Origin of the sequence: Nitrosomonas sp. Is37 (genome assembly GCF_033063275.1) — a bacterium.
GTDB lineage: Bacteria > Pseudomonadota > Gammaproteobacteria > Burkholderiales > Nitrosomonadaceae > Nitrosomonas.
Window position 1 is genome coordinate 22,950 of record NZ_JAWJYP010000025.1, and the last position, 23,737, is coordinate 46,686.

Sequence of the window (23,737 nt, forward strand, 5' to 3'; positions counted from 1 at the left end):
CGCAAACTCGTTTTATTAGTGGTATGAGAACCTCAATATTACGAGCTTGCTTTCTATTTATGAAATAACTTATCTCAAAACGTCAACAGACCCTAGCGTTGTTTACAGTATTCTGGAGAATACTGTAAATGAATATGCACAAACATATAAGACTTACGCCACTTGACCGTCAGGAGCTATGGCAGCTCTACCAAACTCGCTGCTGGAAAGTGTCCCAACTTGCCGAACGCTTTCGCGTCTCAAGGCCCACGATCTACACTGTTCTCAAACGGGCAAGGCTCAAGGAGTTTGTTCCCCGCGACAGTACCAATCAACGTTTTAAAACAATCCAATACGGCCTCAAACGCTTAGCCAAGGTCGAGCAGTCCATCCAGGAGCGCTGTGAGGCAAAGCGTTATAACAAGTCTTATCCCGGCGAACTCGCTCATTTCGATACTAAACGCCTGCCTTTGCTCAAAGGCCAATCACCCACCCAACCCAGGGAATATCTGTTTGTCGCGATTGACGATTTCTCCCGAGAGCTCTATGCAGCCATCTTGCCCGATAAAACCCAGAATAGCGCAGCCTGGTTCCTCACCGAAACCGTCATCGCCCAATGCCCTTGCCAGATCGATTACGTTTATTCTGATAATGGCAAAGAATATAAAGGCACTGACAGTCATGCTTTTGTTAAAACCTGCAAAGCGCACGGCATCGGCCAGAAATTCACCCAAGTCAATCGACCCCAAACCAACGGCAAAGCTGAACGCGCTATCCGCACCCTCATGCAGATGTGGCATAGCCACACCAACTTTAAAGACTGCATCGACCGGCAAATTCAACTCGGCCGCTTTATTAATTTTTATAACATTGTCAAACCACACAAGAGTTTGAATAACTCAACTCCTTATGAAATACTCCAACATTATTTCAATCAACCTCTCTGTAAATAACTCTGAGATTTCTTACACATTTACTTATATTTATAGAAAATTGATATTTATATCGAGAATTAGAGTAATAAGCGATCGCGTTTTGATCAGGCTTTGCAGCCTCACAGCTTACTGCAGATAGTTTTCCCATAATTCTTCCTGGAAGGGAATCGAGAGATGGATACGGGTGGGATTTCAAAAGACAACACTGGAACAATTAAGGCAATGTATTGTTAAATACCTAGAAATTTCGAGATTTTAAAACTAATTAGAAATAAGTTGGAGTATATATGCGTTACTGGTTAATGAAATCAGAGCCAACAGAAGTCAGCATCGATGATCTGGCAGCAAGACCCGGACAGACCGTTGCATGGGATGGGATAAGAAATTATCAGGCGCGTAATTTTATGCGCAATCAAATGCAGATTGGCGATCAGGCGTTCTTCTATCATTCCAGTTGCGCCGAACCCGGTATCGTCGGCATCACCACAGTTTCCAAAGTGGCTTATCCCGATGCTACGCAGTACGATCCCAAAAGCAAATACTATGATCCCAAAGCCACGCCAGAAAATCCCCGGTGGTTCAATGTCGAAGTCACACTCGTCAAAAAAACTCGCTTGCTTTCCCTCAAGGAATTACGCAGCCACTCTGAACTTGCCAGCATGAGAATCCTGCAAAAGGGCAATCGCTTATCAATCACACCCGTCGATCCGGCAGAATGGGCATTTATTATGAGTATTTTATGAAGATGTTGCTTTTATTATTCGCATCGATGCCATTTTTATCGTTAAAAACTCAAGCTAGATGCCATAGCTAAACAGCATGGAATGGTGGTTAATTTATTTATTGCTCGGAAGTGTGGTTGGCTTTCTCGCTGGTTTGCTGGGAATTGGCGGTGGTCTGATCATTGTACCCGTCCTCGCTTACATCTTTACGGCACAGGATTTTCCGTCGGACCGTATTTTACATCTGGCACTAGGCACCACCATGGCGACGATCATTTTCACTTCACTTGCCAGCTTGCGCATGCATCATGTGCATGGGGCGGTTAATTGGTGGGTCGTCAGGTATCTTGTTCCGGGCATTATCCTGGGAACGATGGCGGGTTCTACGCTTGCCGGATGGCTATCCACCCAGGCATTGAGCATCATCTTCGTCATCTTCATTTATTATGCGGCAACGCAGATGTGGCTTAAAATTACGCCCACTTCCCGTCGTGCCTTGCCTGGCAAATTTGGAATGGTGGCAGCAGGTAGTCTGATCGGTATGTTATCCAGTCTAGTTGCGATTGGCGGAGGTATCTTGACAGTGCCCTTCCTTTCCATGTGCAATGTCAAACTGCAATATGCGATTGGAACAGCAGCTGCAGTGGGTTTTCCCATTGCGGTAGCAGGCACTATTGGCTACATCATCAATGGCCTGTTACAGACGCAGCCGCTACCCGATTATAGTCTGGGTTATGTTTATCTGCCCGCGCTCGGCTGGATTGCGGTAGCAAGCATGTTCACCGCTCCACTTGGGGCCAAAGCGACACATAACATGCAAACAGCAACACTTAGAAAAATATTCGTAGTTCTACTTTATTTCCTGGGCACTAAAATGCTGTTCAATCTATTTTGAGATTAATAAGTTTTACTTAGTCAATCGATTGAGCGCTTCCTCATATCGCTCTATCGTTTGTGTAAGAATGTCATCAGGAATAACGGGGGCAGGTGGTTGCTTATTCCACTTGATCTGTTCCAGCCAATCCCGCACAAACTGTTTATCATAACTCGGTGGATTTTTTCCGGGTTGGTACTGATCAGCCGGCCAGAAACGCGATGAATCCGGTGTCAATACTTCATCGATCAGATAGAGATTGCCTGCGCGGTCCTGACCAAATTCGAATTTAGTATCGGCAATGATGACACCCCGAGTAACGGCATAATCGGCGGCTTCGGCATAAAGCGCAATCGCTTTATTGCGCACTTCTTGAGCAAGCGTTTGCCCCAGTAATTGCTCACATTCTTCAAATGAAATGTTTTCATCATGTGCACCTGCCATCGCCTTGGTAGAAGGCGTAAAAATGGCACCCATCGGCAATTTTTCTGCTTCTTTCAAGCCTTGTGGCAGCATGATGCCACTGATGGCACCTGTTCGCTGATAATCCTTCCAACCTGAACCGACAATATAACCCCGCACGATCGCTTCAATCGGCAAAGGCTTTAATCGTTTGACGACAAAGGCACGATCGATCACCTGTTCGCGCTCTTCCTGCGCTACCACAGATTCAGGTGGGATGCCTGTCAAATGATTAGGTAGAATGTGGTTCAGTTTTTTGAACCAGAAATTGGATAATTGCGTTAGCACCTTACCCTTGCCAGGTACCGGTGTCGGCAACACTACATCAAATGCTGAGAGGCGATCTGTCTGGACAATCAATAAATTATTCTCATCGACTGCATAAATATCGCGTACCTTGCCCCGGTGAAGCAAAGGAAGGCTTTTCAAGTTGGTTTCAAACAAGGCAATGGAATGAGTCATGGATCGATTTCAGTTAAATTCTTCATAAATAATCCTAAAAACCGCAGTTGGACGGGGTGGAACGTGTGGTGATCCAGATGCGAGGCAAGGCGCGATGAGGCCGCAGGGCTGTTCCCTGTAACGAAGAGCAACGCCGCATTCGCGCCTGGAGCGACATATGATGCACCTCGTAGTGGCCCTACCATTCTGGTGAATGAGAAAATTTCAAAAAATACCTCTGTATCTCATAGGCTTACCTCCTCAATCAAGCGGTCAGCTGCGGTTTTTTAGGATAATAGATTAGCGATTTTTTAATGATACCTTGATCGCTTCAGCTTGCTGTAAAGCCTGTTCAACTGTATCAGCAAGCACGGTAAAATGCCCCATTTTCCTACCCGGCCTCGCCCCGCATTTGCCGTATAAATGGAGCTTGGCATTGGGATTCCTTAGTACTTTACTCCAGGCCGGTTCTCCCGATTGCCACAGATCGCCCAGCAAATTCACCATCACAACAGGCGTGAGCAGCGCAGTGCTGCCCTGCGGCAAACGGCATAATATCCGTACTTGCTGCTCGAATTGCGAAGTGATACAGGCATCAAGCGTATAGTGACCACTATTATGTGGACGGGGAGCAATTTCATTGATAAGCAATCGTCCATCGGTAAGCACAAAGAACTCGATGCAAAGCACCCCGCAGTAATCAAGTTTGATCGCCACCTCGGCAGCCATTTTTCTGGCTTGTTGGGCAATCTCTGCCGGTATCCTGGCCGGAACGATACTCATATCGAGAATGCCGTGTACATGCTGATTCTCAGCTATCGGAAATAGGCTGATCTCACCATCAAAGCCACGCGCAACGATGACAGAAATCTCACATCCGAGTGGTAACAATTGCTCCAGCACACAAGGCTGTTGTTGCAGGCTGGCAAAAGCATTCGGCAATTCACGAGAAGCATTGATTCTCACCTGTCCTTTGCCATCATAACCAAACTGGCTGACCTTAAGGATACCAGGAAAAAATATTGTTTCGATTTCAGCCGACAAATCATCGTTATTCTTAATAGCCAAAAAGGGAGCAACCGAAAAACCATTTGCTGCTAAAAACTGTTTTTCCAGCATACGGTTCTGCGCAATAGAAACACTTCTCGCAGGTGGACTCACCACACAATGCTGCTCCAGAAACTGCAGCGCATCAGCAGGCACATTCTCAAATTCCGTAGTTACTCCTGCACAGGTAGTGCTTAGCTCATGCAAGGCAGTAGGATCATGATAATCTGCACACAAATGCCGTTCAGCAATACTGCCAGCAGGACACTCCTCAGCAGGATCCAAAACAGTCACGCGATAGCCAATACTCTGAGCGGCCATGGTAAACATGCGTCCAAGCTGGCCGCCGCCCAGCAGGCCAAGCATCGCTCCAGGTATAATACTACTCATGATTCAGGCAAAGTCATAGCAGCAACTGAGACTGCTTGCGCTGCACGAAATGATTCGAGACGCTCGGCAAGCGTGCTATTTCCGATCGCCAATAATGCAACAGCAAAGAGCCCAGCATTGGCTGCGCCTGCTTCACCAATGGCAAAAGTAGCAACTGGCACACCTTTGGGCATCTGCACAATGGAAAGTAGCGAATCAACGCCTTGCAGGTGTTTGGAAGTAACTGGCACACCGAGTACCGGCAAGGTCGTTTTGGCTGCAATCATGCCAGGTAAATGCGCCGCCCCCCCTGCCCCTGCAATGATGCATCGAATACCCCGTTCTATCGCTGTTGCAGCGAATTCAAACATACGATCTGGCGTACGATGCGCTGAAACGATCATAGTTTCGTGCGGAATATTAAAATCTTTGAGAACCTGGGCAGCCTGCTGCATAACACTCCAATCACTGCTACTGCCCATGACAATACTGACTAATGGGTTATTCATTCAGAACGGAATATTGGATTAAACCTAAAAACCGCAATTGGACGAGGTGGAGCGTGTGGTGATCCAGATGCGAGACAAGGCGCGATGAGGCCGCAGGGCCACCCCCTGCAACGAAGAGCAACGCCGCATTCGCGCCTGGAGTGACATACGATGCACCTCGTAGCGATCTCACCATTCTGGTGAATGAGAAAATTTTGAAAATGCCTCTATGTGCCATAGACCTAGCTCTCCAATCAAGCGGTCAATTGCGGTTTTTAGGTTAAAATCATAGATAATGACGAAAGTGGTAATAATAAACTAGAATTCAGTTTTTAAGCCGGATGTTTTAACAGTTTATTCCGCATCTTGTGGTAATCTCACTTATTAGTAACTATTAACTGGCAATCAACTCTATGAATTTTCAACGCGGTCAGAAAAAAGAAGAGCCAGAGATTAATCTTGTTCCTATGATTGATGTCCTGCTGGTCATCCTGATTTTTCTGGTGATTACTACGACCTACTCGAAATTTTCCGGACTCGAGATTACGCTGCCAGAAGCAACCGCTACGGAAGCTGATAAAAAAAGCGAACGGCCCAATATTATTGATGTTACCGTGGGCGCAACGGGTAGTTACACTATCAATCGGGTACCGATAACCTTTTCCAGCGTTGAAGGGTTACGTAATGAATTACAAGCAGCCGCCAAGGATGAGAAAAATCCGGTTATCATTATCACTGCAGATGCAAAGGCTACCCATCAATCGGTGATAACGGTCATGGAAGCCGCTCGGCTTGCCGGGTACAATCAGGTTACATTTACTACTGAAACAAAAAATAACAACGAGTAATTTAACTTTGGATAATATTTTTTCTTGATCAATTATTATTCATACGCTAATGGCTTCTTTATTCAATTTCATTTTTAAAGGAAGAAAAATGAGCACTAATCTGGAAAATTTTTCTAAAGCCGCACAATCTGGCAGCACTTATGTCCTGGCTCCCCTGCCCTATGCAGATAATGCATTGGAGCCGGTTATCTCTGCCTATACTATGAGCTTCCACTATGGCAAGCATCACAAAGCGTACGTCGATAATTTGAACAAACTGGTGGCCGATACTGCATTGGCAGGACAATCACTGGAAAATATCATCACTGCCACAGCAGGCCAGGCGGATAAAGCAGGCATTTTCAATAATGCCGCCCAAGTCTGGAATCATATGTTTTACTGGCATAGCCTTAGTCCTAACGGTGGTGGCGAGCCCCCTGCAAGCTTGAAACAAAAAATTGAAGCCTCATTTGGTAGTGTGGATGCTTGTAAAAAGGAGCTTGCTAATGCTGCCGTTACTCAATTTGGCAGTGGCTGGGCCTGGCTAGTACAGGAAGGGGATAAGCTTGCTATCGCCAAAACCAGCAATGCGGATTCACCACTTACAAAAAATAGCAGACCCTTGTTAACCATTGATGTTTGGGAGCATGCCTATTATCTGGATTATCAGAATCGACGGCCTGATTATGTCAATACGATTCTCGATAAACTAGTCAATTGGGAATTTGCTGCTGCAAACCTGCGTTAATTTCTTGGATTTATGACAAATATCACCATTGCGCTTTCAAAAGGACGTATTTTTGAGGATACAGCTCCTTTTCTGAAAGCAGCCGGGATCGTCGCGCAGGACGATCCCGAAAACTCACGGAAACTGATCATCACAACCAATAATCCGAAGGTGCGCCTCATCATGGTACGCGCTTCGGATGTCCCGACTTATGTCCAATATGGCGCAGCTGATCTGGGGGTTGCTGGAAAAGATGTCATGTTAGAGCATGGCGGCGCTGGTCTTTATCAGCCGCTCGATTTACAGATTGCTCGCTGCCGCATGATGGTTGCCGTACCTGAGGGGTTCGATTATGAATCAGCAGTTTTTCAAGGTGCCCGGTTACGGGTCGCCACCAAATATTTAAAAACTGCGCGTGATCATTTTGCTGATAAAGGGATGCATGTCGATCTCATCAAATTATATGGCTCAATGGAGCTCGCGCCGCTGGTTGGTCTGGCTGATGCCATTGTCGATCTCGTATCGAGCGGTAATACCTTGAAAGCCAATCACTTGAAAGCGGTGGAAGAAATTATGCCCATTTCAGCACGATTGATCATTAATCAGGCGGCACTCAAACTAAAACGTGAAGCAATTCAACCCCTGCTTGAAGCATTTAAAACAGCCATTAAAACAGCTTAAAGCAAGTACACGTATCTTTGTATCCTCGTTGCTCAATATCATTATTCTTCAAAGCACACAGTTATGATTAAACTCAACCGATTGTCTTCCACCGACGCTAAATTTGAGGAAGCACTGAGCGCCTTATTGGCTTTTGAAAGTACGCAGGATGAAACTGTTAATGAAACTGTCACCCATATCCTGGCCGATATCAAAAAACGTGGAGATGACGCATTACTTGATTATACCCGTCGCTTTGATCATTTAGAGCTCTCCTCGATTACAGAGATTGAATTGCCTAAAAGCGACTGGCAACAATCTTTACAACGACTTCAAACTGCCGAAAGAGAGGCACTGGAACAAGCTGCACGGCGGATACGTGCTTATCATGAAAAGCAATTATCACAATCCTGGCAATATACCGAGTCAGACGGTACATTACTAGGACAAAAAATCACCGCGATCGATCGCGTAGGACTGTATGTACCTGGTGGCAAAGCCTCCTATCCCTCCTCCGTGCTGATGAATGCCATCCCGGCCAAGGTAGCAGGTGTTAACGAGCTGATTATGGTCGTTCCCACCCCTCGTGGTGAAAAAAATGATCTGGTCCTTGCTGCCGCAGCCATTTCCGCAGTAGACCGTATTTTTACCATAGGCGGTGCTCAGGCAATCGGTGCTTTAGCCTATGGCACGGCGACCATACCAAAAGTCGATAAAATCGTAGGACCTGGTAATGCTTATGTGGCAGCAGCCAAACGTTTTGTTTTTGGCCTGGTAGGTATCGATATGGTCGCGGGTCCTTCGGAAATCCTGGTGATTTGTGATGGCAATATTGATCCAGATTGGGTCGCCATGGATTTATTTTCACAAGCCGAGCATGATGAACAGGCACAAGCCATGCTGCTTTGTCCGGATCAAAATTTTCTAGATGCAGTTGCAGCAAGCATTACCCGGCAGCTTGAAGCCATGCCACGAAAAGAAATCATTCGCGCCTCACTGGAAGCACGGGGAGCCTTGATCAAGGTACGCGATTTAGAGGAAGCGTGCACGATCGCAAACCGCATTGCCCCAGAACATCTGGAGTTATCGGTGTCTAAACCAGAGCAGTGGATCGACAAATTGAAGCATGCCGGTGCAATTTTCATGGGACATTATACTTGTGAAGCGCTGGGAGATTATTGCGCTGGACCCAATCACGTGCTACCGACTTCCGGCACGGCGCGCTTTTCTTCACCCTTGGGCGTTTACGACTTTCAGAAACGCACTAGCCTGATCCAGGTATCACAGCAAGGCGCCGCCACACTGGGTACTATCGCTTCTACCCTGGCCAGAGGCGAGGGACTACAAGCCCATGCCATGTCTGCTGAATTCCGCTGTAAATAGCTCTCTAAAATAGGACAGTACACCCATGAGTAAAGCATTTATAAAAGAAACGGATACAGCTGACGAGTTTGATGAAGAAGCATCTGCTTCTCCGCTACCTATTGGTAGCAAGAACTATATTACTCCAGGCGGTCATGCTCGCCTGACTGAAGAATATTTATGGCTGCTCAATAAAGAACGACCCGATGTTACCGCAACAGTCGCATGGGCTGCTGGCAATGGAGATCGTTCAGAAAATGGTGATTACATCTATGGCAAGAAACGTCTGCGTGAAATAGACAAGCGGCTACGCTTTCTATCCAAACGACTGGATATGGCTGAAATAGTCGATCCGACAGCACCACGTGAAGATCCATCACGCATCTTTTTTGGCGCAACCGTCTGCTACGCTGATCAGAACAGTCATGAAAAAACTGTTTCTATCGTTGGGGTAGATGAAATCGATCCTTTGAGAGGCTATATCAGCTGGATATCTCCGGTAGCACGCGCGTTGATCTCTGCCCGCGAAGGCGATACTGTCACTCTGCTTACTCCTGCTGGCATTGAAAAACTCGATATCCTGTCAGTTGATTATCAACAGATTTTTATTCCGCCTTTTGAACCTGTTACCTCAAAATAACTATCTTTCCAAATGCCCCTTGCCTATTCAGGCAAACTTAAATTTTTTCGTAAAACTTTTTTCTTATATTGCTCATGTTTTACCTCAGTGATTCCATGTTAATTGAATTTCCTAATCTATTGAATCACATCTAGTTTTATCACCAAACTAATTAAATGAAGTCTAATTAACCATCGAATCATCGATTTGAGAACTATTTATCTTTGTATACTTAACTTAGATAATGCATTATGTATAATTAAATTCGAATTACATAAGATGATTTTGATACAGACCATAACTCCATGAATTACTCAGAATATCTCTCTTAATAATATCAAGATTGATTAAAGCGTTATAAATAGTTTGCTTGATGATTAAACTCATCTTCTTGCTATTGTTTGAGCAATCATCACTCGGTCAAAAACCTTGATTTCACCGCAACTGTACAGGGAATTAAAATAATCGAATTAAAGGAATCACGCTATGAAAATAGCTGATATCGATCAATTAAAAATTAACTCATTACTCCCGAGTTCCAAGGGAATCGCACAGGCGTTATTAGAGGCTTGCCAGCAAAAAGATGTTACCTACAACGAAATTGCCAAGCTCATTCAAACTGATTCGTCGCTCTGCAGCTACCTCATTCATCTAGTTAATGCATCAAATCAGACTGCCCATGTTATTACTTCTCTATCAGAGGCTGTTTCTCGTGTTGGTTTACCCGTTATCAAACAGCTAGTAAGAGGATTCTCACTGATAGATCAATATCAGAATGGCTCTTGTAAAGGATTTAATTATCAAGAATTTTGGTCACATTCGTTGTTGATGGCGCTTGCTATGCAGGAATTAGGCAAAACGACTCGAGTTTGTGCGCAAGATGAGCTATTTGCTTGTGGTTTAATGGCACGTATCGGGTGTTTAGCGCTGGCTACAACTCATCCAGAGGAATATGCAGAGCTGGCAGAAAAACAAGACTCGAGCATTTCTCTGGTTGCACTTGAGCAGCAGTCTCTGCAAACGGATCACAACCAATTGACCGCGGCCATGCTGATCGATTTTGGCATTCCCATGATTTTAGTAGAAGCGGTTTATTATCATGAAGTACCCACAGAATCGGGTTTTTCTGAAGGCTCTTATCCATTTCAACTCGTGAACCTGGTGCATTTAGCCAAACAAATCGCTGATTTGGGATTAGCTTCGGAATCAGAGCGCACTAATCGAATTTCTGAGCTTATGTTACTCGGTAGCAAAATTGGCCTTGACGCAGAATCATTTGGTAGCCTTATAGACAAAATTACTCAGGAATGGCACTCTTGTGGAAAAATACTTAAGATAAAAACCGCAAATCTTCCATCTTTTCATAAGATGGTCAGCGCTTCTGCACCTTCCCTGGAAATGACAACGAACGACACTCCCTTGAGGGTACTTTTAGTTGAGGATGATCCATTCGGTCTTGAAATTGCTGAAGAGGTGCTGTCTAACACTCTCGGTCACACTGTATTCTCAGCCAGTAATGGCAAACAGGCATTGTCATTAATTATGGATATAATGCCCCATATTATCGTAACAGACTGGGCTATGCCAGTCATGGATGGTCTGGAATTAACTCGATCGTTACGTGCTGCAGATTGGGGTCAAAATATCTACATCATCATGCTTACGGGTTACGAAGATGATAAAAAGATTGCAGAGGCTTTTGAAGCAGGGGTTAATGATTATGTGACAAAACCGATCAATGTTCCTGCCTTTCGTGCCAGATTACGTGCTGCCTGGCATTATAAAAAGCTGCGGGAAACTTGGGAGCGTGATCGAGCATATCTCAAACGCTTCGCCGCTGAATTGGCCATAACGAACCATAAACTAAAACATGCTGCATTGACTGATATGCTAACAGGAATACCCAACCGTCGCGCTGGCATGAAAGCATTAACCGGAATCTGGAATAACGCGAAACGATCTGGTCAATCCATAGCAGTCATGCTGATCGATATTGATCATTTCAAAAAGATCAATGACACCTATGGTCATGCTATAGGCGATAAAGTACTCAAGGAAGTTGCTACTTCCATACGAAATATTACACGTAAAGGCGAAATTTTTTGCCGTATAGGGGGAGAAGAGTTTTTGATGATTTGCCCGAATGGATGCACAGATGCGAAATCTGTTTTTCCTCTTGCAGAAAGACTACGCCAGCATGTAAGAATGCAGGAAATCAATATTGACGAAATCCGTATTCAGATTTCTATCAGTATCGGTATTGCCTTGAAAGATGCAGCTATGAAAAGTGACGAGCAGTTGGTAAAAGCAGCAGATAAAGCACTTTATGCGGCTAAAAATGCTGGAAGAGACAGAGTTTATTTAGCAATTGAAAATCAACTTATTAGCTCTAATTTTTACTGAGAGGTTGTGAAAACGAAGTTTCTCTAAAAAATCGTGGCGAGTGCCCAAAGTGCGAGGCGGACGAAACGCAGAGACGAGAAAACAAAGTTTCAGCGTAGCTACATATCAAATAGATAGGCGAGGAACGAGTACCGCCCAACACAGCAATTTGGGTGCGTAGCAGATTTATTCACATCCTCTGAGAGATTTTTTAAGTATTAATTGGTAAAAAGCTCGATCAAACATAATTCTAAAAAGTTGACAAGATAGTAGCATTGTATTTTTGCAAACCTTGTTTTTAAGGCAAAATACCGTTTACTGCACCAAGTAGCTTTGCTTGTAACAACCTTGTTAAAAGGAAAAGAGCTCCCATAATGTCCATCTTAGAATCCGTTGCCAACCGTCAGGCAGTCTGGTCAGAAACAGCCAGTGCCATAAAATCTGCTACCGATCGCGCACGCTATTCAACATTTATTGCTTCAATCCTGGGCGCTTTGTTTGCAGCGTTTGCAACCCAGCAAATCAGTCCAAATATTGCGAACTATCTTGCGGTAATGAGCGCGATAAGTCTTACGTTTGTCACGTTTATCACTGCAAGGTGGCTGAACAAAGATATCACCGACCGCCATTTGCAGGCGCGCATGGCTTCCGAAGTATTAAAAAGAGAAGCTTTTCTCTACGCTACCCAAGCCGGCCTATACACTGATCTTCATACACGCGACAGTATTCTCCTTCACCAGAAAGCCAAGATTGAAAATAAGGTGAGCGATCTGCTCCAGTTTGAGAGAAAAGCCAAAAATGATGGTAGCTGTCCCAGAAAAGATCTGGATCTAAATGAATACATGGAACAGCGAATCGATACTCAAATCAAGTACTACCGTGATCGAGCCATCCAATACGATAAATATTCTCAACGATTACATACCATGGAATGGGTACTTTCGTTCGCAGCTGCTTTCATTGCAGCAATAGCAGCCACACCCTTTATCGATATTGATTTGGCAGCCCTTGCTGCTGTTCTGACTACGCTGGGAGGCATAATAGTATCGCATCTTGAGGCTGCCCGCTTTGATAAACTCATTCCAAACTATCGCGCCAAGGCCAATCAGCTTGAAGAGCTTAAGCTGAAAATGTTGATTGATAAGACTGCAGCGGCTGATTGGATAATGGAATGTGAAACAGTGCTGGCAGCAGAAAATAGCGCGTGGCTGGAATTATGGACAAAATCATAGATGATCCTACAAACAGTTTTTAGGATGATTCACATCCACCATGCCTTTCTAGTCTGAAGAAGGAGTCACTTCTTTTTTAACACGTATTCTCGCAGGAATAGCAATTGAAAAAAGATTCAAGAGTTTTAAAAAAATCTCAAAGAATCTTATTCCATTTCCAAATCAAATATGGTGCAAGAACGAGCCGCAGACAGTATAAATAATATGACAAGGAGAAGCCGATAAAATCAGGTTTGATTTAGAAATGAATTAATACGCCTATTCCTAGGAGTATTCATCGATTACACTCCTATTCATCTCAATCATATTGGCATATTTTCACAAGTCAGCATAGCATGACAAATCTAATTCTGACATTAATGATTGCATTTGCTGCAGGCGTGATGCTTGGATTGCTGTCCCTCCTGGCGCTGTGGTATTCTCTACAAACATTATCACGTCGCTCCTATCCTGTTCTGCAGATGGTAGCAGGTATGGTATTTCGCATAGTACTGGCAACGGTTGCATTGTTTGCCATCATGCAATTTAGCGACTGGCATCATTTGTTGGCCTCAGTCGTCGGGTTTACCTTGGTACGATGGCTGATGACTCAGCGTCTATCACAATTGAACAATCTTATTTCCAATAGAGAAAGAAGTGGAGCTACGGAAAATAAATAATACGGCAAGTAGAAGCCGACCAAGTCAAGTTTGATTTAGCAGGCTGTTGAAAAACGTATTCGAGGCAGTCGATGATAGGCAAAAACAGGCAAAAAAGCAGAGTTTATACCTGATAAATGAGCATTTTGAGCCTGTTTTTAACACCGCAGCGGCAATGCAGATAGTTTTTTCAACAGCCTGTTAGAAATGGAATAAATTGGCAACGCCCGATCAACTCCACTACTTGATAAGAATTGAATAATAATCTTAATCTTTAGCCAACAAATGGCAAGGTGGATGTGTGCTTTCTGTTATCCGGGTTAGTCTTTTGGTTTTGCCAAGCATCGGAATACCAATATAGACGCGCAGATCTAAGGTATTTGCATCTGCCAGACGGAGATTAGCACTGTAATACTTATCTTCATCAGCTTTGTAAAGGGTTCCTCCTACCCATTCAGTAGGATCATCTTTTTTTGATCGCATATCCCACAATACTTTGGTGCCACACAGTGTCGGATTTTCTGCGCTTTCTTTAGGGTTGAGCCAGGCAATATGACCGCACAAACTCTTATCATTGCAGTACTCTAATCGCACGGCAACATCCTTTTTTTTGGTTAACCACAAACCTGTCACTTCCTTACTGCTGTCAGCATAAAGTACTGCGGGGAATGTCAGGAGGGCAAGTAATGTGATAACAATTGAATATGGCATGGCTTACTGTCTATAAAAATTATTTTAAAAATAAAACTACCTTATTAAATCAGATATTCCTTTAAAGGAATCAGTTCTTTTCTGCGCAATATATCAAAAAAGAAAAGGGAAGATCATAGACTTTAGCTTCATCATGCAGTAATCCTATTTTCCACGGTTAAGCTTACAAAATCTGCCTCAAACATACTACTATAAAATTTTTCCGGTTAAACGAAGGAGTCACCCAATGAGTGAAACGGAATTTGAGTAAAGAAACATTGACATATACTGCATACCTACTAGATCAGCACCATGTGTTTGGTGCTTGATGTCGAAGTATAAAGTGACAAATCTTAGGTTGAAAGGAAATAACCCCGAAGCAGTTACGAAAACTGTAACAAAACACAAGATAGAAACTGCAAAGCCAACCTGAATACGAAGAAATATCAGTAAAAGCCAAAACCACACATCCGGTGGGAGAAGGATCGGGCACAATCTATTAACCTGAGCCGATCATCCTCCCCCGGAAAAAAGGTTTTTAGCGCAAAAGCTTTGATAAAACAATTATTTTAGTGGATCGCGCTGCTTCACAGTCAATTGGTCTTTCCATTCCTGGGGCAATTTTTGCACCCAGCCATTGTAAACCACAGGAACAGCCAGCACCCCTTGCCCACCCATTCCTGAATGAGCTTTAATAGTGTCATCCATAGCTGTGTTTGCACCCGGTGTTAGCAAAATTCTGCCTATCACTGCCGCGTCAGCCGGATTGCCATCACCATTTGGGTCGATATCTACTACTTGCAATACATTAGCTGATTGACTGCTCACATAAGCATAATATCCACCTCCTTTTTTGGCACCAAACTGCACGCCATGGCAGCCCGCGGCACAAGGAAGTGCGGCGACCAGCTCATCAGTTTTGGTATTCACGATAGTGATGGTATCAGTCAGAATATTGGCCGTGACCATGGCAATCCCATCAGGACTTACTGGTGTTTGGATCGGCAAAGCGCCAACTGGGCCAGTTATATTTCCGGAAACGGGATCATAATTTTGCAGTAGATTGATTGTCTTCAAGATGTTTCCAGTAGCCGTTTCAATCACAGTTACGGTACTGTCGAGAAAATTAGCCACATAGTATTTACTGGAATCCGGCATCATACCCGTGGCAATCGGATGAGCCTCGGGACCACCGGTCGGAACGATATTACGGATGCCATCTCGAGCAAAATCATAAATCGTTGAGTCCCCCGTGAACACATTGGGCGTTACCATGGTGCCGCCATCATGTCCCATCCAATGTGCATGGGGACCTGGTCTGCCGATATCGATTCTCCGTTCCACATTACCGCCAAGTGGCGATAGTTCAACTACTGAGTCCCGATCGTTGGAACCATTGATCGAAACATGCAGTTGATCGGTGTCTACACGCGTCATCACATGCGCTGGTGCATCACCCACCGATATCCGATTTACAGATTTGCCAGTGCGGCGATCAAAGATTGTCAGCTTGCTATCAAACCATTCAGTGGCATAAATCAGATTTTGTGCACGATCGGTCCACATATTATGTGGATTGTTCATCTGCAAAAACACTTTGCGACTCACTTCCCAATTAGTGGCATTCACTGCTGTGGCAGCTCCCGGTTTTTTCTTGTTGGCTGTCAATTCAAACTGGGTATTGACCCACACTTCCCCCTACCCCTTGTTGAGCCGGCGTTAAAAGTTTCGGTAGCGAAGTATCGTTACCATAGCGCGCTGTCAAAACCTTAGCCAGATTAACAACACCACTATCGGTACGTACATTCACATTCGGATAATTGATATGCCACGGCTTTCCTGATGCAAAATTCTGCCAGTTACCTGGTTCGGTCAATACTAGAAAACCGCGCAATAAACGTGTTGCCAAATCACTGCTAGTAGGCACAGTGATGCCATTAGCCAACGTAATGTTATCTCCCAGATCCAATCCTTCTGTAGCTGGATCATCCACGATTACGGCACCCAACATAAAAGGGTGAACCTGGCAGACAAATACATATAAACCGGGGGTGGTCAATTGAACTTCTGCACTGCCCCTTTGCGCATCAGTATCAAACGGCATATTCCTGGCGCCCTTCGGGTACAGCAAACTGGTCATAGTATGTACGGTATTAGAATCCATCCCGAACTTAACTCGGACGCCTGGCGCACCAACTCCTAATGAGCCTGCGCCAGCAACTGGCCCAGTTGTGTTTTTGAACCAGTTACCTGGCATATCATTGAGTTCAAATCTTATTTCGTTTGAACCTGCCCAAACCAGGCCAGGTAGAACGAGTAGTAAAGCTAAAAAGCGTTTAATGCTCAGCATGATGTCCTCATTTTTATAGTTAAAAGCTAAAATGCCACTATCTATTTTTTAGCGCCTCATGAGCACGAAGCGCGGATCGAAATCCGTGGCATTGATCTGGGCGATAAATGAACTTAGTCATCTTTTCGCCCAGGATTTCGATTATTTGTACCATTGATAAATGGCACATAATAATGATAATAATTATCAATTAAAAAAATAATTAATTAATATTAATAACTTAACGGACAATAATCCTAGATTCCAGTTGGATGGAATGGAGTGGGTGGTTTTGAGAATATAGGGAAGGCGCAACAACACGGAATGGTCGTTCCATTCCAAGGAGCTACAACACACAAGATAGAAACTGCAAAGCCAACCTGAATACGAAGAAATATCAGTAGAAGCCAAAACCACACATCCGGTGGGAGAAGGATCGGGCACAAGCTATTAATCTGAGCCGATCATCCTCCCCCGAAAAAAAGATTTTTAGCGCAAAACCTTTGATAAAATGATTACTTTAGCGGATCGCGCTGCTTCACAGTTAGTTTATCTTTCCATTCCTGAGGCAAATTTTGCACCCAGCCATTGTAAACCACAGGAACAGCCAGCACCCCTTGCCCCCCCATCCCTGAGTGAGCTGTAATAGTGTCATCCATGGCTGTGTTTGCACCCGGTGTTAGCAAAACTCTGCCTACTAGTGCTGCGTCAGCCGGATTGCCATCACCATTTGGGTCGATATCCACTACTTGTAATATATTAGCTGATTGACTGCTCACATAAGCATAATATCCACCTCCGTTTTTGGCGCCAAACTGCACGCCATGGCAACCCGCGGCACAAGGAAGCGCGGCGACTAGCTCATCAGTTTTGGTATTCACGATAGTGATGGTATCGGTCAGAATATTGGCCGTGACCATGGCAACCCCATCAGGACTTACTGGCGTTTGAATCGGCAAAGCGCCAACTGGGCCAGTCATTTGTCCGGAAACGGGATCATAATTTTGCAGTAGATTGATTGTCTTCAAGATATTTCCAGTTGCCGTTTCAATCACAGTTATGGTACTGTCAAGAAAATTAGCCACATAGTATTTACTGGAATCCGGCATCATACCCGTGGCAATCGGGTGAGCCTCAGGACCGCCGGTCGGAATGATATTACGTATGCCATTTCGAGCAAAATCAAAAATTGTTGAATCTCCTGTAAACACATTGGGTGTTACCATGGTGCCGCCATCATGTCCCATCCAATGTCCATGAGGACCTGGTCTACCAATATCGATTCTCCGTTCCACATTACGGCCAAGTGGCGATAGTTCAACTACTGATTCCCGATCGTTGGAACCATTAATCGAAACATGCAGTTGATCGGTGTCTACACGCGTCATCACATGTGCCGGTGCATCGCCCACCGATACCTGACCTACAGACTGGCCACTGCGGCGATCAAAGATTGTCAGCCTGCTACTAAACCATTCAGTGGCATAAATCAGATTTTGTGCGCGATCGGTCCACATATTATGCGGGTTGTTCATCTGCAAAAACACTTTGCGACTCACTTGCCAATCAGTGGTATTCACTGCCGTGGCAGCCCCCGGTTTTTTCTTGTTGGCTGTCAATTCAAACTGGGTATTAACCCACACTTCCCCTACCCCTTGTTGAGACGGCGTTAAAAGTGTCGGTAGCGAAGTATCGTTACCATAGCGTGCTGTCAAAACCTCAGCCAGATTAACAACACCACTATCGGTACGTACATTCACATTCGGATAATTGATATGCCACGGCGCTCCTGATGCAAAATTCTGCCAGTTATCTGGTTCGGTCAACACTAGAAAACCGCGCAATAAACGTGTTGCCAAATCACTGCTGGTAGGCACGGTGATGCCATTGGCCAATGTAATGTTATCTCCCAGATCCAATCCTTCTGTAGCCGGATCATCCACGATTACGGTACCCATCATAAAAGGGTGAACCTGACAGAAAAATACATATAAACCCGGGGTGGTCAATACAACACTCGCACTGCCCTTTTGCGCATCAGTATCAAACGGCATATTCGCGGCGCCCTTCGGGAACAGCAGACTGGTCATGGTATGCACCGTCTCTGAATCCATCCCGAACTTAACTCGGACGCCTGGCGTACCAACTCCTAATGAGCCTGAGCCAGCAACTGGCCCATTGATGTTTCTGAACCAGTTACCTGGCATATCATTGAGTTCAAATCTTATTTCGTTTGAGCTTGTTAAACCTGCCCAAACCACCAAGCCAGATAGAACAACTAGTAAAGTTAAAAAGTGTTTAATGGTAAACATGATTTCCTCACTTTTAAATTAAAAGCTAAAATGCCACTATCTATTTTCTAGTGCCTCGTACTCATGAGGCGCGGATCGGAATCCGTGGCATCGATCTGGTCGATAAATGAACTCAACCATTTTTTCGTCCAGGATTTCGATTGTTTGCACCATCGATACTTAATAGACAATAAATCTAGATTTCAGTTGTGCGGGATGCATTGATATTTGATAGACAACAAACCTAGATAAACCTAGATTTCAGCTGTACGGGATGGAGTGTGCGGTTTTGCGTGTGCCAGGGAAGGCGCAACGATACGGAATAGTCGTTCCATTCCGAGGAGTTATAAAACACAAGGTAGAAACTGCAAAGCCAACCTGACTACGAAGAAATATCAGTAGAAGCTACTACACGTCGGGTGGGAGAAGGATCGGGCACAATCGATTAACCTGAGCCGATCATCCTCCCCCGAAAAAAGGTTTTTAGTGCAAAAACCTTGATAAAACGATTATTTTAGCGGATCGCGCTGCTTCACCGTCAATTGGTCTTTCCATTCCTGGGGCAAATTCTGCACCCAGCCATTGTAAACCACAGGAACAGCCAGCACCCCTTGCCCACCCATTCCTGAGTGAGCTTTAATAGTGTCATCCATGGCTGTGTTTGCACCCGGTGTTAGCAAAACTCTGCCTACTAGTGCTGCGTCAGCCGGATTGCCATCACCATTTGGGTCGATATCCACTACTTGTAATATATTAGCTGATTGACTGCTCACATAAGCATAATATCCACCTCCGTTTTTGGCGCCAAACTGCACGCCATGGCAACCCGCGGCACAAGGAAGCGCGGCGACTAGCTCATCAGTTTTGGTATTCACGATAGTGATGGTATCGGTCAGAATATTGGCCGTGACCATGGCAACCCCATCAGGACTTACTGGTGTTTGGATCGGCAAAGCGCCAACTGGGCCAGTTATATCTCCAGAAACGGGATCATAATTTTGTAGTAAATTGATTGTCTTCAAGATGTTTCCAGTTGCCGTTTCAATCACAGTTATGGTACTGTCAAGAAAATTAGCCACATAGTATTTACTGGAATCTGGCAACATACCCGCGGCAATCGGATGAGCCTCAGGACCGCCGGTCGGAACAATATTACGGATGGCATCTCGAGCAAAATCAAAAATCGTTGAATCTCCCGTAAACACATTGGGCGTTACCATAGTGCCACCATCATGTCCCATCCAATGTCCATGGGGACCTGGTCTGCCAATATCGATTCTCCGTTCCATATTACCGCTAAGCGGCGATAGTTCAACTACTGATTCCCGATCATTGGAACCATTGATCGAAACATGTAGTTGATCAGTGTCCACGCGCGTCATCACATGTGCTGGTGCATCGCCCACCGATACCCGGCTTACAAACTGGCCACTGCGGCGATTAAAGATTGTCAGCTTGCTACTGAACCATTCAGTGACATAAATCAGATTTTGTGCGCGATCGGTCCACATATTATGCGGATTGTTCATATCTATATTCGGCAAAAATACTTTGCGACTCACTTCCCAGTTAGTGGCATTCACCGCTGTGGCAGCTCCCGGTTTTTTCTTGTTAGCTGTCAGTTCAAACTGGGTATTGACCCACACTTCCCCTACTCCCTGTTGAGTCGGCGTTAGAAGTGCCGGCAGCGAAGTATCGTTATCATAGCGTGCTGTCAAAACTTCAGCCAGATTAACAACACCACTATCGATACGTACATCCACATTCGGATAATTGATATGCCACGGAGCTCCTGATGCAAAATTCTGCCAGTTATCTGGTTCGGTCAACACTAGAAAACCGCGCAATAAACGTGTTGCCAAATCACTGCTAGTAGGCACGGTGATGCCATTAGCCAACGTAATGTTATCTCCCAGATCCAATCCTTCTGTAGCCGGATCATCCACGATTACGGCACCCAACATAAAAGGGTGAACCTGACAGACAAATACATATAAACCGGGTGTGGTCAATACAACTTCCGCACTGCCCCTTTGCGCATCAGTATCAAACGGCATATTCTTGGCGCCCTTCGGGAACAGCAGACTGGTCATGGTATGCACCGTCTCTGAATCCATCCCGAACTTAACTCGGACGCCTGGCGTACCAACTCCTAATGAGCCTGAGCCAGCAACTGGCCCATTGATGTTTCTGAACCAGTTACCTGGCATATCATTGAGTTCAAATCTTATTTCGTTTGAACCTGCCCAGACCAGGCCAGGTAGAACGAGTAGTAAAGCTAAAAAGTGTTTAATGCTCGACATGATGTCCTCATTTTTAAAGTTAAAAACTAAAATGCCACTATCTATTTTTTAGCGCCTCGTGCTCATGAGACGCGGATCGAAATCCGTGGCATCGATCTGAGCGATAAATGAACTTAGTCATTTTTTCGCCCAGGATTTCGATTGTTTGTACCATTGATACTTAACGGACAATAATCCTGGATTCCAGTTGAGTGGGATGGAGTGAACGGTTTTGCAAGTACAGGAAAGACGCAACGACGCGGAATGGTCGCTCCATTCCAAGGTGTTACAACACAGCCATGTACTTGCAAAATCATGCAATCCACACCGAAGCGGAAACGCCCACAAGATGCGAATGAAAGTGATAATAAGAATCATTATATTCATAATGTTAATTCCAAGATGAGCGATCAACTGTTTATCTAGGATAATGGGTGATACTTTGATACTGCATCTAAAATTGGCTGTAATACCGATGATTCTTGATCGAGCTTGCTATCATCCAATTCAAAATTGAATTTCACTTTTTCCTTCAAGTCAGCGATACCACTCAATATTTAGAGTGCTGCATCAAATACTACTTTGTGTTTGCATCACGATCTTCGGCTAAAATCATGATCGTCGCCAGTATGGCCGTTACGGTTAACGTCGACCTTGATTTCTTCGGCAACTACCTGCATATTTTTATTAAAATGGCCTTTTACTTCGATAAGCTCTCCTACGGCTAGATTTCCACGTACTTTGGTTGTGTCATTCGGAACCACAGCCATATTCACGCCGCTAACATTGACGATACTGACCGAGCCATTCGCTACGCTTGCTACAGTGCCCTTCAACTTGATCTCCCCTTCAGGACGGTGTCCTACTTCGATGCGCTCGGCAAGAAACACACCATTGTTAAATACACCCTTGATATCAACGCTTTGCCCAGGTTGCAATGCCTCCATAGTCAAACCGCGAGAGACACCCATCTCTCTCCTGCGAATAGCTGTGTTTGTATCAACTTGAACAGGAACGTCGATTACCGTAATGCGCCTGCCATTTGGCATGAATTCCACTGTCGGAGCGCTCATGATATCGTCGTGCCAGACTGTAACGAGCTTATCATTTGGCGCTTCTTCTACCTGCTCGATCAAGCCTCGAATGCGGTATTCTCCAAGGTGGCTATCCAGCGCATCGATTTGATTAGCAACTACTATTCCAGAAGGTCTAAAAAAACCATTAATCTTGACAAAATATCCGACCCTTAACTCAGATAAAGCTATTTCATCTCCATGTGATTCAATTTCTGTCGCCCCTGTAACCATGACGGGAATTTCTACATTATTCTCAAGGTTGCTCAATAATTTGACGCGAACAGAGTTTTCACCTTCGGAAGGCAGATTTATTTCTGTTACTATTGCTTTGAATTCTAGCTCGGCGCTTTTGGCCAACGCAGTTGTGGTCATAACAATCGATAACACTAATAAAAGCAAACTAGTGATAAATGTTTTATGACGAAAATTCATTATATTTCTCCAATAAAAGATAAAAATATGCCTTTATGCCCTTTCCAATTTAATTAATACTTGATATGATATTTAGATAAATATTTCGCTAAGAAAGGCTCATAACAACATAGATTTTTGATTAATTGCAATAATTGCTTATAAATTTGCATTTATTGTTATAACTATTTGTCATAGTTATAAGCACTGATTCATGCTAAATAAATATTCCAATTAATCAATAAGTTTTGTTGCAAATAGTTGTAAAGCATAAAAATAGCAGCATTATCGTTGAATCGATAAAAATTCCACTGACGGTCTATGCAGTCACCTATTTTTTAGAAGATATTAAACTTTCTATCTTCATCCATTACTTTCTGTAGTTCTATTTTTTCCTTTTCTTTCTTGATCCTCCTTGTTCCATTTTCTTGCCTCAAATTTTTTAGAAATTTAAAATTCGATAGTTGCAGTAAAGTAAAATTCCTTTTTAACTCATTTTATTATATTTTTTTACTCACTAATATTTATAACATACTGATTATTAATATGAATTGATGATATTTAATTAATTATCATTCTCATTACTAGTATCAGTATTATTAATCTTTTTTATTAATACCATTAATATTAATTATTTGTCAACTCCCAAGAATCATTTTATTGCTTTGCCATGCGCAATATCATAAATAATCAATTTTTGGTTTACTCGGCCAATGCATGCTTCGCATTGAACTGACTAGAGCATTCTGCATTTAAGTACGTCCATACTCTGAAAAGTACGTCCATACTCTGAATTCAGGAAGTGATTTCTGCATTTATATGCTGAGAAGAGCGGCAGTATGCTGCCGATGGTTTTCCACAAAGCATCGAATGACCGTGCCATGGCTTTTCTCA

Annotated in this window: 22 protein-coding genes; 11 read left to right on the forward strand and 11 right to left on the reverse strand. The window is 44.1% G+C overall.

All coding sequences use genetic code 11. The annotated features are described in order from the left end of the window. Window positions 1-128 precede the first annotated feature (128 nt). The 3 genes from R2Q26_RS11505 (at window position 129) to R2Q26_RS11515 (ending at window position 2,531) form a co-directional block, all read left to right on the forward strand. Window positions 129-932 (forward strand): integrase core domain-containing protein, encoded by an 804-nt coding sequence (locus tag R2Q26_RS11505; RefSeq protein WP_317536409.1) that lies wholly within the window; start codon window positions 129-131, stop codon window positions 930-932. Between the two features lie 269 nt (window positions 933-1,201). Beyond that, window positions 1,202-1,657 carry an EVE domain-containing protein gene (locus R2Q26_RS11510; RefSeq protein WP_317536410.1) on the forward strand — a complete coding sequence of 152 codons (456 nt, stop codon included), beginning with the start codon at window positions 1,202-1,204 and terminating at the stop codon, window positions 1,655-1,657. 76 nt (window positions 1,658-1,733) lie between these two features. Next, window positions 1,734-2,531 (forward strand): sulfite exporter TauE/SafE family protein, encoded by a 798-nt coding sequence (locus R2Q26_RS11515; protein ID WP_317536411.1) that lies wholly within the window; start codon window positions 1,734-1,736, stop codon window positions 2,529-2,531. Window positions 2,532-2,543: 12 nt separating this feature from the next. On the opposite strand, the gene R2Q26_RS11520 is transcribed toward R2Q26_RS11515, so the two are convergent. The 5 genes from R2Q26_RS11520 to R2Q26_RS11540 all read right to left on the reverse strand — a co-directional run bounded on the left by R2Q26_RS11520 (window position 2,544) and on the right by R2Q26_RS11540 (window position 5,555). Continuing rightward, window positions 2,544-3,434, reverse strand: a complete 891-nt coding sequence (locus R2Q26_RS11520) for a phosphoribosylaminoimidazolesuccinocarboxamide synthase (RefSeq protein WP_317536412.1) — start codon at window positions 3,432-3,434, stop codon at window positions 2,544-2,546. Further along, window positions 3,431-3,619: a hypothetical protein gene (locus R2Q26_RS11525; RefSeq protein WP_317536413.1), complete on the reverse strand. Its 189-nt coding sequence runs from the start codon at window positions 3,617-3,619 to the stop codon at window positions 3,431-3,433. Before R2Q26_RS11525 ends, R2Q26_RS11520 begins: the two co-directional genes overlap by 4 nt. A gap of 94 nt (window positions 3,620-3,713) precedes the next feature. After that, on the reverse strand, window positions 3,714-4,850 hold the full coding sequence (locus R2Q26_RS11530) for a 5-(carboxyamino)imidazole ribonucleotide synthase (RefSeq protein ID WP_317536414.1): 1,137 nt from the start codon (window positions 4,848-4,850) through the stop codon (window positions 3,714-3,716). Then, entirely contained in the window at window positions 4,847-5,338 is a 492-nt protein-coding gene (gene purE / locus R2Q26_RS11535) for a 5-(carboxyamino)imidazole ribonucleotide mutase (RefSeq protein WP_317536415.1), read from the reverse strand. The genes R2Q26_RS11530 and purE overlap by 4 nt, the downstream gene beginning before the upstream one ends. Continuing rightward, a complete protein-coding gene (locus R2Q26_RS11540) occupies window positions 5,331-5,555 on the reverse strand; it encodes a hypothetical protein (RefSeq protein ID WP_317536416.1) in 225 nt (74 codons plus the stop codon). Before R2Q26_RS11540 ends, purE begins: the two co-directional genes overlap by 8 nt. Before the next feature lie 175 nt (window positions 5,556-5,730). Between R2Q26_RS11540 and R2Q26_RS11545 the strand changes: the two genes are divergently transcribed. The 8 genes from R2Q26_RS11545 (at window position 5,731) to R2Q26_RS11580 (ending at window position 13,785) form a co-directional block, all read left to right on the forward strand. Further along, window positions 5,731-6,165 carry an ExbD/TolR family protein gene (locus R2Q26_RS11545; RefSeq protein WP_090567555.1) on the forward strand — a complete coding sequence of 145 codons (435 nt, stop codon included), beginning with the start codon at window positions 5,731-5,733 and terminating at the stop codon, window positions 6,163-6,165. A gap of 88 nt (window positions 6,166-6,253) precedes the next feature. Next, entirely contained in the window at window positions 6,254-6,892 is a 639-nt protein-coding gene (locus tag R2Q26_RS11550) for a superoxide dismutase (protein ID WP_317536417.1), read from the forward strand. A gap of 12 nt (window positions 6,893-6,904) precedes the next feature. Next, on the forward strand, window positions 6,905-7,552 hold the full coding sequence (hisG, locus tag R2Q26_RS11555; RefSeq protein WP_090567550.1) for an ATP phosphoribosyltransferase: 648 nt from the start codon (window positions 6,905-6,907) through the stop codon (window positions 7,550-7,552). Between the two features lie 63 nt (window positions 7,553-7,615). Continuing rightward, window positions 7,616-8,914, forward strand: coding sequence for a histidinol dehydrogenase (hisD, locus tag R2Q26_RS11560; RefSeq protein WP_317536418.1), 1,299 nt, complete (start codon window positions 7,616-7,618; stop codon window positions 8,912-8,914). 25 nt (window positions 8,915-8,939) lie between these two features. Beyond that, window positions 8,940-9,533, forward strand: coding sequence for a transcription elongation factor GreB (gene greB, locus R2Q26_RS11565; protein ID WP_317536419.1), 594 nt, complete (start codon window positions 8,940-8,942; stop codon window positions 9,531-9,533). A 465-nt stretch (window positions 9,534-9,998) separates the two neighbouring features. After that, window positions 9,999-11,915, forward strand: a complete 1,917-nt coding sequence (locus R2Q26_RS11570) for a diguanylate cyclase (protein ID WP_317536420.1) — start codon at window positions 9,999-10,001, stop codon at window positions 11,913-11,915. 353 nt (window positions 11,916-12,268) lie between these two features. Further along, a complete protein-coding gene (locus R2Q26_RS11575) occupies window positions 12,269-13,126 on the forward strand; it encodes a DUF4231 domain-containing protein (protein ID WP_317536421.1) in 858 nt (285 codons plus the stop codon). Between the two features lie 335 nt (window positions 13,127-13,461). Further along, entirely contained in the window at window positions 13,462-13,785 is a 324-nt protein-coding gene (locus R2Q26_RS11580) for an ATP synthase subunit I (RefSeq protein ID WP_317536422.1), read from the forward strand. Between the two features lie 246 nt (window positions 13,786-14,031). On the opposite strand, the gene R2Q26_RS11585 is transcribed toward R2Q26_RS11580, so the two are convergent. From R2Q26_RS11585 to R2Q26_RS11610, 6 genes are all read right to left on the reverse strand, one after another. Next, the gene (locus tag R2Q26_RS11585; RefSeq protein WP_317536423.1) at window positions 14,032-14,475 is read right to left on the reverse strand and encodes a DUF2147 domain-containing protein; all 444 of its coding nucleotides are present in this window, start codon (window positions 14,473-14,475) and stop codon (window positions 14,032-14,034) included. A gap of 543 nt (window positions 14,476-15,018) precedes the next feature. After that, complete coding sequence (locus tag R2Q26_RS11590) at window positions 15,019-16,146, reverse strand: hypothetical protein (RefSeq protein WP_317536424.1); 1,128 nt, start codon at window positions 16,144-16,146, stop codon at window positions 15,019-15,021. Next, the gene (locus tag R2Q26_RS11595) at window positions 16,124-16,804 is read right to left on the reverse strand and encodes a hypothetical protein (protein WP_317536425.1); all 681 of its coding nucleotides are present in this window, start codon (window positions 16,802-16,804) and stop codon (window positions 16,124-16,126) included. The genes R2Q26_RS11590 and R2Q26_RS11595 overlap by 23 nt, the downstream gene beginning before the upstream one ends. A 494-nt stretch (window positions 16,805-17,298) precedes the next feature. Next, the gene (locus R2Q26_RS11600) at window positions 17,299-19,095 is read right to left on the reverse strand and encodes a copper oxidase (protein ID WP_317536426.1); all 1,797 of its coding nucleotides are present in this window, start codon (window positions 19,093-19,095) and stop codon (window positions 17,299-17,301) included. A 488-nt stretch (window positions 19,096-19,583) separates the two neighbouring features. Continuing rightward, window positions 19,584-21,377, reverse strand: coding sequence for a copper oxidase (locus tag R2Q26_RS11605; RefSeq protein ID WP_317536427.1), 1,794 nt, complete (start codon window positions 21,375-21,377; stop codon window positions 19,584-19,586). A 572-nt stretch (window positions 21,378-21,949) separates the two neighbouring features. Next, a complete protein-coding gene (locus R2Q26_RS11610) occupies window positions 21,950-22,864 on the reverse strand; it encodes a DUF5666 domain-containing protein (RefSeq protein ID WP_317536428.1) in 915 nt (304 codons plus the stop codon). Between the last annotated feature and the right edge of the window lie 873 nt (window positions 22,865-23,737).